Source organism: Colwellia aquaemaris, from assembly GCF_057548755.1.
Genome location: NZ_BAAJLV010000004.1, coordinates 483,135 through 499,625 on the forward strand (window position 1 = coordinate 483,135; position 16,491 = coordinate 499,625).

Here is a 16,491-nt window from a genome sequence, read left to right on the forward strand (position 1 = left end):
ACTAATGTTCTATGTCATTATTATACTCATACTAGTGCAAAAATTCAGACAAGTTATAGAAAATTAAATTAGTTGCTCAGTTAAATAATCAACCAGTAATCTTATCTTCGGAGATAAATGACGATTTTGCGGGTATACCGCCCATATCCCTTCATCAGGCTCACGATAATTATCGAGTAATGTGATCAACTCACCACTTTCTATATAATGCTGAATATAATAATCGGGTAATTGTACTATGCCTAATCCTTTTAAAGCGGCATCAACAAGACCAAAACCACTGTTGTAACGCAATTTACCAGTAACTCGAATATTCTTTTCTTTGCCAGATTCTCGAAAGTGCCAATAATCAAGAGTGCCCAATAAACAGTTGTGCTTACTCAGTTCGGGCAAGGTATGTGGAGTGCCATATTTATCAAGGTACGCCGTTGATGCACAAACATAATTTGTTCGCTTGCCTAATTTTTTTGCCATCATCGACGAGTCACTTAACTTACCAAGACGAATAGCTAAGTCATAACCTTCTTCAACTAAATCAATTTTCCGATTACTTAAATAAGCTGAAACTTCAATATCACTGTATTGCTGCATAAAGTTATTTACCAAAGGCAAGATCTGCTGTTCACCGTAGGTAACAGACGCGGTAAGTTTAATTTTCCCTTGAGGTTTAGATTGGAGGTTCGTAACCGCACGTTCAGCTGCGTCAAGTCCATCAAGCACACTACGACAATGCTGATAAAAAACTCGACCTTCTTCAGTTAACGAAACTTTACGCGTAGTACGATAAAATAATTTTATGCTAAGCCTTTTTTCTAAGGCACTAATTTGGCGGCTAACATGGGCCGTAGAAATGGCCATTTTTTTTGACGCTTTAGTAAAACTTTCGTTTTCAGCGACAAAGACAAATTCGCTGATACCATCCCACTGCATTATTATTACCTATATGTATAAGTAGGATTAAAAAATACCATATTATTATATCTAAAGAAATAAAGGTGCTCAGCTTTATATGTGGTAGGTTTTATAAATTGCAGCTCACTAAATACTGTAACCACTTATTCATTCAGCATTTAAACAAGAAACTAAGGGCATTTTCTACACCAAACTTAATCAGGTATCCAAACGCCCATTATAATGTGAGAGCAACTATTATTTAATGGCTCAATAATTTAACACTGCCATTGACACTTTCCATGGTAATTCTAATATCACCATTACCCACCTCTCCGTTTAAATGACGACCCGTAAATAAGTTCTTTTCTGCAACTAAACCAAAATCCGTTTTAATACTGCCGTGCATAGTTTCTGCTGCAACAACGGCGCTAAGCGATTTAGGTACAGACACCTTAATGCTGCCATTAACAGTTTCTACGTCAATATTATCTAATTCATTAGCAAATTCATCATAGCTAATTTTAATACTGCCATTAACCGAACTAAATTCACTATTATTGGCTAAACCATTCGCTTTGATAGAACCATTAACCAACTCAGCATTTATTTCGCCTTTTACGTCATTAATACTCAATGAGCCGTTGACTAAATCAATATCTGCTAATGTTGTATTAGTTGGCACAGTAACGACATACTCAACTTTGCCAGAGTTACTGTTTCGGCCCCAACTTTGTTTTTCTTTATAGCGTGTTTCAACGCTCACACCTACCGATGTTTGCTGCATATCAACAACAATATTTTCTCTATCGTCTTGATCATCAGCCGTAATCGTCGCTAATACATGAATTTCAGCCTTATCCCATGTCGATATTTTTACCGAGCCGTTAACATTATCAAGTTTAAAAGACGCCTGTTCGCTAACCGCAAACGTTTGCTCGATTTCTTCTGTTATCTCCGCCTGAGCAGAAAAACTTAACAGGGTGATTACGCTAGTAGTTGAAATAAATTTAAAAAAAGATGATGGCATAGTATTTCCTAATATCAGTATCATTGTTATTTAACCTATTAGTAACTTGTTTAATCAAAAAGGTTTAAAGCAAATTTTCAAAAAGTTAAATTATTTTTCCGAGCTATCGCCGTTAATTTTAGTTAACATAATGTCATATATTGCAAGAGGTTAATTGTGCATGAAAACCAAAGTAAGCCTACTTTTAACTGGCAGTGAGTTAATGAATGGTGATGTTGTTGATACCAATTCGGTAATGTTTGCCCAACATTTAAACAATATCGGCCTAGAGATTGGAAAAAAAGTAACCATTGGCGATGAACAATTGCAGCTTGCTACAGAAATTCAACACTTGAGCCAGACATCAGATATATTATTGATAAATGGTGGTTTAGGTCCAACTTCAGACGATCTGACTGCACAAGTATTATCGTCCACCTGCGGCGTAGCTTTAACACTCAACGAACAAGCCCATCAGCATTTGCAATCATGGGCAAAAAAACGAAACACAAACTTAAATGAACCTAACTTAAAACAAGCGTATTTACCGAGTAATTCTAATGTCATTGCAAATAAAACAGGTAGTGCCGTAGGTTTTAGCATTGAATTTAATCAATGTTTAATTATTTGCACGCCAGGTGTGCCAAGTGAACTAGAAGATATGCTGAAAGACGAGATCACACCCATGTTACAAACTCGTGTTATTGCCCCTGCATATCAACATATGCACCGCATGCAAACTTTCGGTATTGGTGAGTCTAGTATGCAAGCATTAATTAATAGTCATTTTCCCGATTGGCCAAATGAAATAGTTATCGGCTTTCGTGCAGCGATGCCAATATTAGAAATTAAACTAGCGATAAATTGCCAACAAGGACAAGCATTGTTGCCACTATGGACAGCAAAGTTAAAAACATTACTAGGTGAGCATATACTGTCACAAGGCTCGACAGAACACTCTACACTTGCTGACTATCTTGTGCCACAACTCATACAGAAAAAACAAAAAATCACCCTTGCGGAGTCTTGCACCGGCGGCCTAATTGCTAGCCAAATAACAGCTGTTTCAGGCGCTTCAGCAATATTTGAAGCTGGTTTTGTAACATATTCTAACAAAATGAAAAGTAAAATGTTGAATGTGTCTGAAACAGTATTAATAGAGCACGGAGCCGTAAGTGAAGCTACGGTAATTGCTATGGCAAACGGTGCACTTGAAAATTCTGCCGCCGATTTTGCCATTGCAGTCTCTGGCATAGCAGGACCTAATGGCGGTAGTGAAAATAAACCTGTTGGCTCCGTATGGATTGCGTGGGGTAGTAAAAACAATATTAGAACAAAATATTATTGTATTCCTGTTGCTAGAAAGCATTTTCAACAAATTGTAGCGGCAAGAAGCTTGGACTTAATTAGACGAATGTTAATACAAAGTAACGAGCAGCCATATTATAACAAATAACCCACTTTTCATCCTATATATTGCCTCAGTGAACGGCTTTTATATTGCTTAGTCATTAAAATATTTATATATTCGGTGTAATTAAATGTGATTGTATAAACAACTTACTATTTTTTATCGAACCATATTGCCGCCTAACAAACAGGCAAATGCGCCTATAGCAGTTATAATAAAGAAAGTACGATAATCATAAATATATTAAAGGAGAGAGTTTTGGTAGAGAAAAATTATATAACAAGTGGTCGAAATACTATTATCCATAAAAACAAAAAATTTGATCTACTCGTGGTTAATGGTAATAACCCTGTTGTTATAGTAAGCCATGTTGGTATGGGATTATATAAAGGTCCAATTCCCAAAAAGCGTTCTGAGGCCAAAAAAGCATATCAAGAAGTTGTTGATGTTAGCGTTGCTGAAGTGTTTGGTGAAGAAAAAACATTAATTTTTATACAAGCATTAGATAATAAAGAATACAAACTTGATTATTCTAAAGTCGGTACAGCTAACTTTATTAAGGTTCATCAAGAAAACTATATCTAAGGAACGCACAAGTTTTATAAATCATGGAGTTATACGAGTGTGAGCAAGGCAACTTTAGTATCGAATAATAAAAATAATATAGACCTAGTGCTATCTCCAGTTAAAACAACTACACCATTAACTGAAGTAAACATTCATGAGTTAATTGAAAACTCAGAGTTTAGTAATTTATATGTTGACAACGGCAATATTAAAAATGCCATTGCTGAATTAAATAGTGTATTAAAGCCGCTACAAGCAAACCAAACCGGACGTGAAGTCAAGTATCAAATTCTTGAACGTCGTGACGCCACCATAACTATTAGCATAGAAAGCGACAATATGTCAGCATCGGCCGAAATATCGACCGCGTTAGGTGGTAAGCATATGAGTGCAAAAGCCATCTTAAATGCTGCTCAAGAGGCGGGGGTTTGTAAAGGATTTAGTAAAGAGCAATTAATAAAACTTGCAAAACAAGCAGCTAAAGAACCCGCAGGATCATTAGTAAAAGGCGAAATCGCGACAGGAAAATTACCAATAGATGGTAAAGACTCCCGCGTAAAGCTATTAGTGGAAAGTGCACAAGATCGAATTTTAAAGCCGAAAAAGCGCGAAGATGGTAGCGTTGATATGCGTGACCTTGGCGATATTATTTGCGTGAAAGTTGGAGAGCCTTTAGCCAAAAAAATCCCTCTTACCGATGGTATTAAAGGTTTCACCGTTATTGGTGATGTTTTAGAACCAACACCAGGTGCCGACTTGGAAATGCATGTGGGCGACGGCACAGCACTTAGCCCTAAAAATAGTAGTATTTTAGTCTCTACCTTAGTTGGCTTACCGCGAATAATTGAAAATGGCATGGAAGTTGACAACGTTTATCAAATTAAGAATGTCGATATCAGCACAGGTCATGTAAAGTTCCAAGGTAGTGTCATTATTGATGGCGACGTCTGTGAAGGAATGACGGTGCAAGCAACTGGCGACATTTCAATCGGTGGTTTTGTTGAATCGGCAACCTTAGATGCTGGCGGCGACATCACAATTGGTACCGGTATTATTGGTAAAAAACAAGAAGTTGATGACCGCGAAGTCGACCAAATCCACATGAGTGTCAATATTAAAGCTGGCGGTAAAGTTTTTGCAAAGTACAGCCAATATGCCGAAATTTCTTGCGATTCACTTCGTATTGAAAATCAAATGATGCACAATATTGTCAAAGTTAAATCAACACTTTGGGTTGGTACAGAAGACAAGCCTAACGGTAAACTTATTGCAGGATATATTCGAGCAGGTGAATCAGTACGTGCGGGCACAGTTGGTGCAACAGCTGGAAGTACCACCATTATTGCCTTCCAAGAAAAAGTAAATCATTACCATGAACAAATAGCTGAAATTGATGAATTAGTCACTAGTGAGTCAGAAAAAACCGCCGAGCTTAAATCTGCGGTTAATAAGCTCAAGAAACTGCCTAAAGATAAAGCCAAGCCAGAAATGCTAGCCAAGGTTTTATCAACGTATCAACATCACGCAAAGGAGATGGGCAAGCATTTATCGAACAAGGAAGCTACGGAAGAAACTTTGCAAGAATACATGACCAGTGTTTACGTTGAAGCAACTGAAAAAGTCTACCATGGCGTGCAGCTTTACGTCGGCGAATTTCACGACAAAACTCGTCGCGAATACGGGCCAAGTAGATTAATTTATAAAGAAAGAAAAATTCACGTAGATCCTATTGTGAATACCTAAATTGTTATAATATTGGCGATAAACTATTTCCAATCTGGAGCTTACGATGGCATTTATTGCCCGCGGCCTTTTTGTCGCTAGCCTTTTAACAGCTAGTGTTCAGGCGCAACAATGCGATATTAATTTCACTCACGGTGTCATTATCGACCCAGCTCATATTCGCATTGTGAATCATGGTCAAACCTATATTCAAATTAACGGTCAACACCAGCTATTTGTTAATGGCCGTGAAGTCGAACTGAATAAAGAGCAACAGCAACAATTAAGCCAATATAGTTCGGGGATCAGAGATGAAGTGCCTGAAATAGTCTCAATTGCAATAGAAGGCGTTGAACTGGGCCTTAAAGCCGTCAACAAAGTGATAAGTAGTTTAACGGGTGAAAACAGTGCATCTCATCAACAATTTCAAGAAAAATTTGATGAAATGAAATGGCGTTTGCGTACTCGATTCAATCATAGTGACGACAGTTACTATATCGCACCACAAGATTTCGATGATTTTGATGAAGTATTTGCGGGCGAATTTGAAAAAGAAATTGAGGCTATTGTGTCAGACTCTGTAGGGACTATTTTAATTGCCGTTGGTGAAGCCATGACACACCGTGAGGAGCAAAGTAGTGAACAGCGTGTGGAAACTTTCGATCAGCGAATTGAAACTATGGCAAACAATATTAAACTCGGTATTAGTAATCAAGCAAATGCCCTTGAGAGCAAAGCTGAAAAAATTTGTGCTCGATTAATTAAACTTGATGAAATAGAGAATAAATTGCAACTCGAAATTCCAGCATTGTCAGAATTTAACTTAATTGAAACTAATTAATCCCGTTATGGTTATGTAAAAACCAGCATAGAAGTTAAATGCGATAAAAAAAGCCTGCAAATGCAGGCTTTTTATGTTCAGGATGAACGGTATATCACGATCGCATGGATGCGAAAGAGTGATGACGTACTGTAGACAGTTAACTAACTAGCCAATTACATATTTGGATAATTTGGTCCACCGGTACCCTCAGGTGTTACCCAAGTAATATTCTGACTAGGGTCTTTAATATCACAGGTTTTACAGTGCACACAGTTTTGCGAATTAATGACAAACTTATCGCCTTCCTCTGTACTTTCAACTTCATAAACACCAGCTGGGCAATATCGTTGTGCAGGCTCAGCATATTTAGCTAAGTTAACACTAATTGGAATACTGCTATCAGCCAGCTTTAAGTGGCATGGCTGCTCTTCTTCATGGTTAGTGTTGGATAAAAATACTGATGACAGTTTATCAAAACTTAATTTATTATCAGGTTTTGGATAATTAATCACCGGTGCATCTTTAGCTAATTTAAGTTGCTCATGATCTAAACGTTCATCTTTAAAATTGAACGGTAACTTACCGCCAAAGAAATTTTGATCAATAGTATTGTAAGCGCCACCTAAAAAGGTACCAAACTTATGCATCGCCGGACCAAAATTACGCGTGTTATATAGCTCGTCATATAGCCAAGAATTTTGGTATTTTTCAGTATAACTTGTTAACTCTTTACCGCCTTCATCACCGGATGCTAATGCTTCAAATATCGACTCAGCCGCTAGCATGCCTGATTTCATCGCCGTGTGATTACCTTTAATTTTGGCAAAATTAATGGTACCAGCATCACAACCAACTAATACCGCACCAGGCATGGTCATTTTAGGTAATGAATTAAAGCCGCCTTTTGCCATAGCTCTAGCACCGTATGATACGCGCTTACCGCCCTCAAGGTATTGAGCAATTTTCGGGTGATGTTTATAACGTTGGAATTCATCAAATGGACTTAAATGCGGGTTGCTGTAATTTAAATCAACAATTAGCCCAACAAATACTTGGTTGTTTTCTGCATGATATAAATAACCACCACCTGTGGTATCTTTTTCTAACGGCCAGCCAGCGGAATGCACCACTAAACCTTCTTGATGCTTAGCAGGGTCAATATCCCAAATTTCTTTAAAGCCTAACCCATAATGCTGCGGCGATTTATCAGCATCTAAAGCATACTTAGCAATAAGCTCTTTGCCTAAATGACCACGACAACCTTCAGCGAAAACCGTGTATTTCGCTTTTAATTCCATACCCGGCATAAATGAGTCTTTTTGATTACCTTCAGCATCTAAACCCATATCGCCAGTGATAACACCGCCAACACTGCCGTCTTCATTGTAAATAACGTCTTGTGCAGGGAAACCTGGGAAGATTTCTACGCCAAGTTGTTCTGCTTGCTCTGCTAACCAGCGACAAACATTGCCCATACTGACAATGTAATTACCTTCGTTATGCATAGTTTTAGGCACGCTAAAGCTTGGTAATTTAACCGCGCTATCTTCGCCATTAAATAAATAAATATCATCGCCAGTTACGGCGGTATTTAAAGGTGCGCCTTTTTCTTTCCAATCTGGAAATAACTCAGCTAATGCTCGTGGTTCAAAAACAGCACCAGATAATATGTGAGCCCCTACTTCCGAGCCTTTTTCAACCACACATACCATTAGTTCTTGTTCTTTTTCTTGTGCAAGTTTCATTAATTGACAAGCAGTTGATAGGCCTGCAGGACCAGCTCCAACAATTACAACGTCAAACTCCATTGATTCGCGTTCCATAACATCTCCCATCATTTATTTCTTTACGAAAAATTCAAACACTCGTTTGATTTTCAAACACCTGTTTGATAACATCCAACATTATAGATATTTTCGAAGTAAATACTATCCTGTATTGCATTATTTACCGATAATATTTGTTTAAGCGCAATTTGATTGACGATATAAGAAGAAGACGTTGACGTAAACGTAATCTACAAGTAGTCTTTCAAACCATAATTATAGCGTTAAGCTGAAGTTTATTTAGTTTAGCCAATATTACCAACAACAAGCACACTCAGAGGCAACGATGAAAGTATTAGTACCCATCAAACGCGTTATTGACTATAACGTAAAAGTACGTGTTAAAGCAGACAACTCCAATGTCGATCTTGCTAATGTAAAAATGGCAATTAACCCATTTTGTGAAATCGCAGTTGAAGAAGCGGTTCGTTTAAAAGAAGCAGGAACAGCGACAGAAGTTATCGCTGTATCTATTGGCGATAAGTCATGCCAAGAGCAGTTACGTACAGCATTAGCCCTAGGTGCTGATCGCGCAATTCAAATCGATACCGATCAAAATTTAGATTCATTACATGTAGCGAAATTACTACAAAAAGTCGTTGAAGAAGAGCAACCACAATTAATAATCCTTGGTAAGCAGTCAATTGATAGTGACAACAACCAAACAGGCCAAATGCTTGCTGCATTAACGGGTATGGCACAAGGTACATTCGCTTCAGCAGTTAATGTTGATGGCGATAAAGTTAACGTTACACGTGAAGTTGACGGCGGCTTACAAACCGTAGCCTTAAACTTGCCTGCAATCGTAACGACTGACTTACGTTTGAATGAGCCACGTTATGCTTCATTACCAAATATTATGAAAGCAAAACGTAAACCACTTGATGTTAAAGCAGCCGCTGACTTTGGTATTGATTTAACCGCACGTACAAATGTCATTAAAGTAACACCACCAGCAGAGCGTCAAGCAGGTATTATTGTTGAAAGCATTGATGAATTAGTAGAAAAATTAAAAAATGAAGCGAAGGTGATCTCATGAGCGTATTAGTATTTGCCGAACACGATAATAGCCAATTAAAAGCTGATACCTTAAAAACAGTTGCGGCTGCACAAGCTATGGGTGGCGAAATTCATCTATTGGTTGCTGGCCATAACTGTCAAGCAGTTGCCGATGCAGCAAGCAAAGTTAACGGCGTAGCAAAAGTATTAGTTGCTGATAACGCCGCATATGAGCACCAACTAGCTGAAAACGTGTCATTGTTAGTAACTGAGTTAGCCGCTGACTATGACCACATAGTTGCCACAGCATTAACAACGGGTAAGAACTTTATGCCACGTGTTGCTGCCTTATTAGATGTTGCACAAATTTCAGACATTATTGCCGTAGAAAGCAGCGATACTTTCGTTCGTCCTATTTACGCAGGTAACGCCATTGCTACCGTTCAAAGTTTAGATAGCAAAAAAGTAATCACTGTGCGCCCTACCGGTTTTGATGCAGTAGCAACTGATGGTAGTGCTGAAGTTGTAGCACTAGATAAAGCAACTGATGCCGGTACTTCTAGCCATGTTAGCGATGAACTATCTGAGTCTGAAAGACCAGATCTTGGCGCAGCTGGCGTAGTTATTTCTGGTGGTCGTGGTATGCAAAACGGTGATAACTTCAAACTCCTTGAAGGTATTGCAGACAAATTAGGCGCTGCTATTGGTGCATCACGTGCTGCGGTTGATGCGGGCTTCGTTCCAAACGATATGCAAGTTGGCCAAACAGGTAAAATTGTTGCCCCTGACTTATACATAGCTGTCGGTATTTCAGGTGCTATTCAACATTTAGCCGGTATGAAAGATTCAAAAATCATTGTAGCAATTAACAAAGATGCTGAAGCGCCTATTTTCCAAGTGGCTGATTACGGTTTAGTTGCTGATTTATTTGACGCACTACCTGAGCTAGAAAGTAAGCTATAAGCTAATATTCTCTACGCAAAAATCATGTATAATAAAGCCACTCTTGTAGTGGTTTTATTTTATCTAAATTTTAAATATATATGACAAAAACATTTTCGAGCCTGAGTGACTTAGCAGGTGCTTTTGGTAAAACAGTTGCAGCTGACGAAAGCCAGACACCAAATGACGACTCATTAGTTTATTCAACCTCGCAAGGGAGAATTAAACAATCAACACAAAAAACAGTAACGCCCTCAGACGGTTTCGCGAAAGTACGCCGTGAAACTAAAGGAAGGAAAGGTAAAGGTGTTGTTACTATTGCGGGTCTAGGGCTTGATGAAAAAGCGCTAAAAGATCTAGCTAAAAAATTAAAGAAAACCTGTGGCAGTGGTGGTAGTGTCGTTGGAGAAACTATCGAAATCCAAGGCGATAAGCGAGATGAAATTAAAGCCGTTCTCGAAAAAAGCGGCTTTAAAGTTAAGTTTATTGGCGGTTAAAGCCAAATTTCCTTTTCATTAATGTATTGAGAATTATCATGAATCCAAGTGAATTGTCCCTACTAGTTGCTGAGCCTTCAGATCTACAACGAAAAATTATTATCAAAGAATTAAAGCAACAAGGTGTAACGCAAGTATCGGAAGCTAAAAGCGTTAATGAAGCCTATACCAGTGTTGAAAAGCATCATCGTGATTTAATTACCAGTGCAATGTATTATAAAGATGGTACAGCTTTAGAGTTACTGCATAAAGTTAGACAAAACCCTGATATTGCTGACACTCCCTTTATGTTGGTGACCAGTGAACATCGCCGTGAAACACTTGAAGAATTTAAACAATCTGGGGTTATCGCACTATTGCCTAAGCCATTTACCCCTGACCATCTTGCGACAGCGATAAACACCACTATTGATTTACTTTCAACTGATGAGCTAGAGCTAGAGTATTTTGATGTCCATGAAGTAAGAGTACTTTTAGTTGACGATAGTAAACTCGCGCGTAACCATATCAAGCGTGTATTAAACAACTTAGGTTTGTCAAAAGTTTCAGAGGCCGCTGACGGCAATGAAGCAATCGCGTTATTAAAAAGCAATATGTTCGACCTTGTTGTAACTGACTACAACATGCCTGAAGTTGATGGCAGAGAGCTTACTCGTTATATTCGCAACGAGAGTGAACAATCACATTTGCCTATATTAATGGTAACTAGCGAAAGTAATGACACACATTTGGCTAACATTCTAACCGAAGGTGTTACTGCGATGTGCGATAAGCCATTTGAACCTCAAAATGTCAAAAAGATCCTTTATAAAATCTTAGAAGATTAAAGCGAAGGCAGTTTGATTTAATACACTTATAACTTAAGGTTAAACTGTCGTAATTTCATGGCTATTTTGTTATGAGATACTTTAAGTCGTTCAGCAAGTTTTCTAGTGGTTGGGTAATAAGGGTACAAGTCGGAAATTAACTTTTTTTCAAACTGAGCTTGCGCACTTGCCCAACTTTCAATGTCATTATCATTGAGAACATCTCTAACATCTTCAGTCTGTTTTACTTGTGCAAGTGCAACCGCCATATTTTGAGATGTTATGTCGCCGCTTTCATTAAGCGCAACGGCTCGAAACAGAACATTTTGCAACTCTCGAATATTACCAGGCCAAGTATAAGAGGTCAGCAATTGCATCGCCCCTGTCTCTATAATGGGCTTGCTCAGATTCATTTGGTCAGCAGCCATAACAATGAAGTGATTAACCAATAAGTTGATATCTTCAGCTCTATCTCGTAATGGTGGTGAAGTTAAATTAAGTACATTCAGACGATAAAATAAATCTTCTCGAAACTGTTGTTTAGCAATCATGTTAAGCAAATTTTGATGAGTAGCGCTGACAATTCTAACATTGGAATGCAACTCTTTTGTGCCGCCTAGCCGACGATAGGTAAAGTCTTGCAAAAACCTTAGTAACTTAGCCTGTAAATAGGAAGACATTTCCGCAATTTCATCTAAGAACACAGTGCCTCCTTCTGCTAGCTCAAATAAACCTGGTTTACCTCCTTTTTGAGCTCCAGTAAAAGCCCCTGTTGCATAGCCAAATAATTCACTCTCTAATAAATGCTCAGGCAATGCTGCACAATTTACAGCAAGAAATGGTGCTTTCTTCCGATGGCTGGCGTTGTGTAATGCGCGTGCAACAAGCTCTTTACCTGTGCCAGTTTCACCATTAATTAACACCGGTAAATCTAACTCTGCAAATCGGCTTGTTTGCTCTTTAAGTAGCTGAATTCCAGCTGAGCTACCAATAATATGATCTATGCCATGCTCTTCGCGAGTTTGTAAAATTGCAATTTGCCGACCAAGCTGACTTATAGATTTTATCGAAATCACAGCACCAGAACTATTGCCTTGCTCAGTGATAGGTGCGATTTCTGCAATATAACTTTGCCCTGCAATTTCGATTGTTTGAGAGCTAACACGATCAAACAAAGGAAGATCAATTTCAAACTCTAATAATTCGGTTATTTTACGACCTTCTAATCTTGTTGCTCTATTTAATTTATGTTGTTGTCTTAGTAGGCTTTCTCCAGACTTATTCATCGCTATTACACTCGATTCATCGTCAATATCAATGATTGCATCTGGCAAACGATTTAATAACGCTTTTAAGTGACGTTCACGACTTTCTGCCGGCAATAAATCTATTAATTTACAGCTATTAACCCCAGCAATAGTCATCAATGCTTGCTCAATCAGCGAAAAAGCAATTTTTTTATCATCCAAGTGCGCAAAAATACGTTGGGATGTCACTTCCATCGCTTTGATATCGACCTTAAGTGCCGCTAGTGCTGTAAGTATTTCTTGACTAATACCCAGCCTGTCCTCAGAGATAACTTCAATACGCATTTTTAAATTCCACATCAAGATATGTAACAATAATATTACAATGTATTAAAATTATTACAAGCATGATTGCAATAACTTTTGCTGCAATAAACCTTGATTTGCGTTAGTGAATTCAAGAAATACCGTTAAATAACGATATTTCAATCGCAACTGTAATATTTTTATTACGGTTAAATTCCTTAATATTACAAAATCAAATATAAGCAACTGTTTAATATAGACTTTACGGTTTGGCAAAATTATTGCTTGTAGAAGTTATCTACTAAGCTAACCCACTACATTTTGTTTTGGCTAACAATAAGAATAATGTCAAAAAAGAAGGAAAATTATGTCTGACAGCAAGCATATCGAAACGCAAGCAATTCATTCTGGTCGTATTAATGATGAACAATTTGGTTCATTGGCGACACCGCTATATCAAACATCAACGTTTATTTTTGATGATGCACAGCAAGGTGCAGATAGGTTTGCAGGCGAAGCAGATGGTTACATCTATAGCCGCTTAGGAAATCCTACAACACGTCAGTTAGAAATGCGTGTTGCAGCGATGGAAGGCATGGAAGATGCTGCGGCAACGGCAACGGGAATGGGCGCTGTTTCAGGGGCATTATTAGCAAACTTATCTTGTGGTGATCACTTAATTTCTTCTAAAGCAGTTTACGGGTGTTCATTTGCTTTAATGAATCATCAACTGACTCGTTGGGGAATTGAAGTTAGCTTTGTTGATATGGCAAATCCGCAAGAAGTTGCTGCAGCAATAAAACCAAATACTAAAGTGATATTTTTAGAAACCCCAGTAAATCCAAATTTGGAAGTTTACGATCTAGCGGCAATAGGCAAAATTGCTCAACAGCACAATATCATTTCAATTGTTGATAACACCTTCCTAACACCAGTTTTACAACAGCCGAAAAAATACGGTATCGATATTGTTGTACATAGTGCAACTAAATACCTTAACGGCCACGGTGATGTTGTTGCCGGCATTATATGTGGTAGTAATGAAATGATCATGAATATTAAAATGACAGTGCTTAAAGATATAGGTGCGACCATTAGTCCACATGACGCATGGCTTATTATGCGCGGCCTTAAAACCTTACCAATTCGTATGGAACGCCATTGCAGCAATGCACAAAAACTTGCCGAGTTTTTAGAAAATCATGAGAAAGTTTCTCAAGTTTACTACCCAGGTTTAAAAAGCCACTCAGGTAACAGGTTTATTGGTGAGCAAATGAAGGCTGCTGGGGGGGTTATTGCCTTTGAAATTGCAAGTGATCTCGCTGGTGGTAGTGACTTCATAAACAGAATGAAGCTATTCTCTATTGCTGTTAGTTTAGGTGATGCAGAATCGCTGATTCAACACCCTGCTTCAATGACACATTCACCGTATACACAAGAAGAGCGATTAGCAGCTGGCATTAGCGACAGCTTAATTAGGATATCTGTTGGTCTTGAGAATGTTGACGACCTAATAGCTGACTTAGAACAGTCACTATTATTAATTAAAACTGCGAACTTCAATAAAAATGTTGCTTAGTTGATGTGAATTTAAATTAAGCAAAAGCCCATTACTTTATCGTAATGGGCTTTTTAATAATAAATACACCACTAAATTTTATTCTTTAAAATCGTATCCAACTTAGGTAGTACACGCGCCTTTAAATTGCTAAACTCTTCATCAGTATAAGGCGTTAATGCTTGTTGCCCCCAAATAGGTTTTGGCCAACAAGGATCGGTTTTATAGCGAACAATATGATGCAAGTGCAGTTGCGGTACAACATTCCCCAACGCAGCAACATTCATTTTATCACCATTAAACTCTTGCATTAGTACTTCACTCAACATACTAGACTCATTTAATAATTGTTGTTGGTCCTGCCAGTCTAATTGATAAATATCTTGAACATTGTCAACTTTAGGCACTAATATAAACCAAGGGTACGCACTATCATTACACAATAGTAAACGTGATAACGGAAAGTCAGTAATAACAAAGCAATCATTGACTAATTGTGGATGTAAGACAAATTCTTTATTCATACTCATACCTTAATTATAGTTTTCCTATTAACGCTTATTACGACGTCCTCTGCCACGAGCTAGTTTTTTAGCTTCTCTAGCGGCGACTTTATCAGCTTCAACTTTTTCAAAATAAGCCGTTTCCTTAATGATCATTTCTGGTGTTTCAAACGTTATGCCACCAAGTGTCTTATCTCTAATCTCATTAATTAAAATTTCAGAGGCTTTATGAAAATCTATTCGACCGCCACTCTTTACACAGCCTCTGCGTTTACCAAGCGCTTCAATTAATTCAACTTCTTGTTCTGGCAACTCATCAATCTTATAACGCTCTTGTAAACGCTCAGGGTAAGCCTCTAGCAAATATTCAGCAGCAAAGCAGGCAATTTCTTCATGATCAAAAGCCGTATCTTTAACCGCGCTAGTAACAGCTAATCGATAACCACTATTTTGATTGACAATTTTAGGCCACAACATGCCCGGAGTATCGTACAAATACAAACCATCTTCTAAGCGTATTCTTTGTTGGCCTTTGGTAACCGCTGGTTCATTACCAACTTTTGCTTTAGCTTTACCTACAAGCGTATTTAATAAGGTTGATTTACCTACATTAGGAATACCCACAATAACGGCATTTATTTGTTTGCCTGCTTCATCTTTCGATGGTGCCAACTTTCGAATTAAATTAGGAATGGTTTTGGCAACCGACGGCGACTCAGTGGTCAGGGCAATCGCTTTTACATTGTGTTGTGACTCTAAATAGCTCAGCCATAACTCAGTTATTTTAGGGTCAGCTAAATCTGATTTGTTTAAAATTTTTATTAAAGGCTTATCACCACGAATTTCCGTGATCATTGGGTTTTCGCTACTAAAAGGCAAGCGAGCATCACAAACTTCAATCACCACATCAATTTGCGGTAATATTTCTTTAATCTCTTTTTGGGCCTTATGCATGTGCCCTGGAAACCAATTAATCGCCATAACATTTCTTTCGATAAATAAAAGAGATCTTACCACTGATAAAAATGAAAAGCTGCCAAATTACCCGAAGTTTTAACGATTTACTAATGAAACAAAGAGCCGATTTATTAATTTATAGATCTGAATTAGCAAGAAAAGAGTAAGGTAAAGAGCCATTTTTTAATAAAAAATAATGTAGTGGAGCATAGATAACCTGGCACAAGCTTTTGACGTGCAAGGATGCAGTAATTAAGCGAAGTTCGATGCGTTTAAGTTGTCACATCTAAATACTGCTGTGACAACGAACGCATGACCAACATGTGTGTTGGCCGGCTGAGCAATGCAAGAGCAATTGTCGAGGATTTAGGTGGCCCGACAGCGCTATTTCATTAGACATAAGTTTATTCTTTTTGATAGCAAAAAG

At 38.0% G+C, this 16,491-nt stretch carries 15 protein-coding genes; 9 read left to right on the top strand and 6 right to left on the bottom strand.

The features are described from left to right. Window positions 1-63 precede the first annotated feature (63 nt). Together AC27HL_RS14115 and AC27HL_RS14120 are read right to left on the bottom strand one after the other, a co-directional pair. Window positions 64-930, bottom strand: a complete 867-nt coding sequence (locus AC27HL_RS14115; protein ID WP_487081690.1) for a LysR substrate-binding domain-containing protein — start codon at window positions 928-930, stop codon at window positions 64-66. Window positions 931-1,153: 223 nt separating this feature from the next. Beyond that, complete coding sequence (locus AC27HL_RS14120) at window positions 1,154-1,921, bottom strand: DUF4097 family beta strand repeat-containing protein (RefSeq protein WP_487081691.1); 768 nt, start codon at window positions 1,919-1,921, stop codon at window positions 1,154-1,156. Between the two features lie 160 nt (window positions 1,922-2,081). On the opposite strand from AC27HL_RS14120, the gene AC27HL_RS14125 reads away from it, so the two are divergent. From AC27HL_RS14125 to AC27HL_RS14140, 4 genes are all read left to right on the top strand, one after another. Further along, the gene (locus AC27HL_RS14125) at window positions 2,082-3,356 is read left to right on the top strand and encodes a CinA family nicotinamide mononucleotide deamidase-related protein (RefSeq protein WP_487081692.1); all 1,275 of its coding nucleotides are present in this window, start codon (window positions 2,082-2,084) and stop codon (window positions 3,354-3,356) included. Between the two features lie 213 nt (window positions 3,357-3,569). Further along, entirely contained in the window at window positions 3,570-3,896 is a 327-nt protein-coding gene (locus AC27HL_RS14130) for a hypothetical protein (RefSeq protein ID WP_487081693.1), read from the top strand. Between the two features lie 39 nt (window positions 3,897-3,935). Further along, window positions 3,936-5,621: a flagellar assembly protein A gene (locus AC27HL_RS14135; RefSeq protein ID WP_487081694.1), complete on the top strand. Its 1,686-nt coding sequence runs from the start codon at window positions 3,936-3,938 to the stop codon at window positions 5,619-5,621. 46 nt (window positions 5,622-5,667) lie between these two features. Beyond that, the gene (locus AC27HL_RS14140) at window positions 5,668-6,441 is read left to right on the top strand and encodes a DUF2884 family protein (protein WP_487081695.1); all 774 of its coding nucleotides are present in this window, start codon (window positions 5,668-5,670) and stop codon (window positions 6,439-6,441) included. Between the two features lie 155 nt (window positions 6,442-6,596). Here the strand turns inward: AC27HL_RS14140 and AC27HL_RS14145 are convergent, their stop codons facing one another. Next, a complete protein-coding gene (locus AC27HL_RS14145; protein WP_487081696.1) occupies window positions 6,597-8,246 on the bottom strand; it encodes an electron transfer flavoprotein-ubiquinone oxidoreductase in 1,650 nt (549 codons plus the stop codon). Window positions 8,247-8,535: 289 nt separating this feature from the next. Here AC27HL_RS14145 and AC27HL_RS14150 point away from each other — a divergent pair, with 289 nt between their 5' ends. From AC27HL_RS14150 to AC27HL_RS14165, 4 genes are all read left to right on the top strand, one after another. Then, window positions 8,536-9,288, top strand: a complete 753-nt coding sequence (locus tag AC27HL_RS14150) for an electron transfer flavoprotein subunit beta/FixA family protein (RefSeq protein ID WP_487081697.1) — start codon at window positions 8,536-8,538, stop codon at window positions 9,286-9,288. Then, entirely contained in the window at window positions 9,285-10,211 is a 927-nt protein-coding gene (locus tag AC27HL_RS14155) for an electron transfer flavoprotein subunit alpha/FixB family protein (protein ID WP_487081698.1), read from the top strand. The genes AC27HL_RS14150 and AC27HL_RS14155 overlap by 4 nt, the downstream gene beginning before the upstream one ends. An 80-nt stretch (window positions 10,212-10,291) precedes the next feature. Continuing rightward, window positions 10,292-10,687, top strand: a complete 396-nt coding sequence (locus AC27HL_RS14160; protein WP_487081699.1) for an SUI1 family translation initiation factor — start codon at window positions 10,292-10,294, stop codon at window positions 10,685-10,687. Between the two features lie 38 nt (window positions 10,688-10,725). Further along, on the top strand, window positions 10,726-11,514 hold the full coding sequence (locus tag AC27HL_RS14165) for a response regulator (RefSeq protein ID WP_487081700.1): 789 nt from the start codon (window positions 10,726-10,728) through the stop codon (window positions 11,512-11,514). Between the two features lie 26 nt (window positions 11,515-11,540). On the opposite strand, the gene AC27HL_RS14170 is transcribed toward AC27HL_RS14165, so the two are convergent. Then, window positions 11,541-13,085, bottom strand: coding sequence for a sigma 54-interacting transcriptional regulator (locus tag AC27HL_RS14170; RefSeq protein WP_487081701.1), 1,545 nt, complete (start codon window positions 13,083-13,085; stop codon window positions 11,541-11,543). 328 nt (window positions 13,086-13,413) lie between these two features. Between AC27HL_RS14170 and megL the strand changes: the two genes are divergently transcribed. Continuing rightward, a complete protein-coding gene (gene megL, locus AC27HL_RS14175) occupies window positions 13,414-14,625 on the top strand; it encodes a methionine gamma-lyase (RefSeq protein ID WP_487081702.1) in 1,212 nt (403 codons plus the stop codon). 71 nt (window positions 14,626-14,696) lie between these two features. Here the strand turns inward: megL and AC27HL_RS14180 are convergent, their stop codons facing one another. Further along, on the bottom strand, window positions 14,697-15,134 hold the full coding sequence (locus AC27HL_RS14180) for an HIT domain-containing protein (RefSeq protein WP_487081703.1): 438 nt from the start codon (window positions 15,132-15,134) through the stop codon (window positions 14,697-14,699). Between the two features lie 21 nt (window positions 15,135-15,155). After that, the gene (ylqF, locus tag AC27HL_RS14185) at window positions 15,156-16,088 is read right to left on the bottom strand and encodes a ribosome biogenesis GTPase YlqF (protein WP_487081704.1); all 933 of its coding nucleotides are present in this window, start codon (window positions 16,086-16,088) and stop codon (window positions 15,156-15,158) included. Window positions 16,089-16,491: the final 403 nt, after the last annotated feature.

Bases quoted from the DNA above. Each gene is read 5' to 3' on its own strand.
- ylqF (WP_487081704.1), bottom strand. From the start codon at position 16,088: ATGGCGATTAATTGGTTTCCAGGGCACATGCATAAGGCCCAAAAAGAG.
- AC27HL_RS14155 (WP_487081698.1), top strand. From the start codon at position 9,285: ATGAGCGTATTAGTATTTGCCGAACACGATAATAGCCAATTAAAAGCT.
- AC27HL_RS14140 (WP_487081695.1), top strand. From the start codon at position 5,668: ATGGCATTTATTGCCCGCGGCCTTTTTGTCGCTAGCCTTTTAACAGCT.
- AC27HL_RS14165 (WP_487081700.1), top strand. From the start codon at position 10,726: ATGAATCCAAGTGAATTGTCCCTACTAGTTGCTGAGCCTTCAGATCTA.
- AC27HL_RS14125 (WP_487081692.1), top strand. From the start codon at position 2,082: ATGAAAACCAAAGTAAGCCTACTTTTAACTGGCAGTGAGTTAATGAAT.
- AC27HL_RS14170 (WP_487081701.1), bottom strand. From the start codon at position 13,085: ATGCGTATTGAAGTTATCTCTGAGGACAGGCTGGGTATTAGTCAAGAA.
- AC27HL_RS14150 (WP_487081697.1), top strand. From the start codon at position 8,536: ATGAAAGTATTAGTACCCATCAAACGCGTTATTGACTATAACGTAAAA.
- AC27HL_RS14115 (WP_487081690.1), bottom strand. From the start codon at position 930: ATGCAGTGGGATGGTATCAGCGAATTTGTCTTTGTCGCTGAAAACGAA.
- megL (WP_487081702.1), top strand. From the start codon at position 13,414: ATGTCTGACAGCAAGCATATCGAAACGCAAGCAATTCATTCTGGTCGT.
- AC27HL_RS14180 (WP_487081703.1), bottom strand. From the start codon at position 15,134: ATGAGTATGAATAAAGAATTTGTCTTACATCCACAATTAGTCAATGAT.
- AC27HL_RS14120 (WP_487081691.1), bottom strand. From the start codon at position 1,921: ATGCCATCATCTTTTTTTAAATTTATTTCAACTACTAGCGTAATCACC.
- AC27HL_RS14160 (WP_487081699.1), top strand. From the start codon at position 10,292: ATGACAAAAACATTTTCGAGCCTGAGTGACTTAGCAGGTGCTTTTGGT.
- AC27HL_RS14145 (WP_487081696.1), bottom strand. From the start codon at position 8,246: ATGGAACGCGAATCAATGGAGTTTGACGTTGTAATTGTTGGAGCTGGT.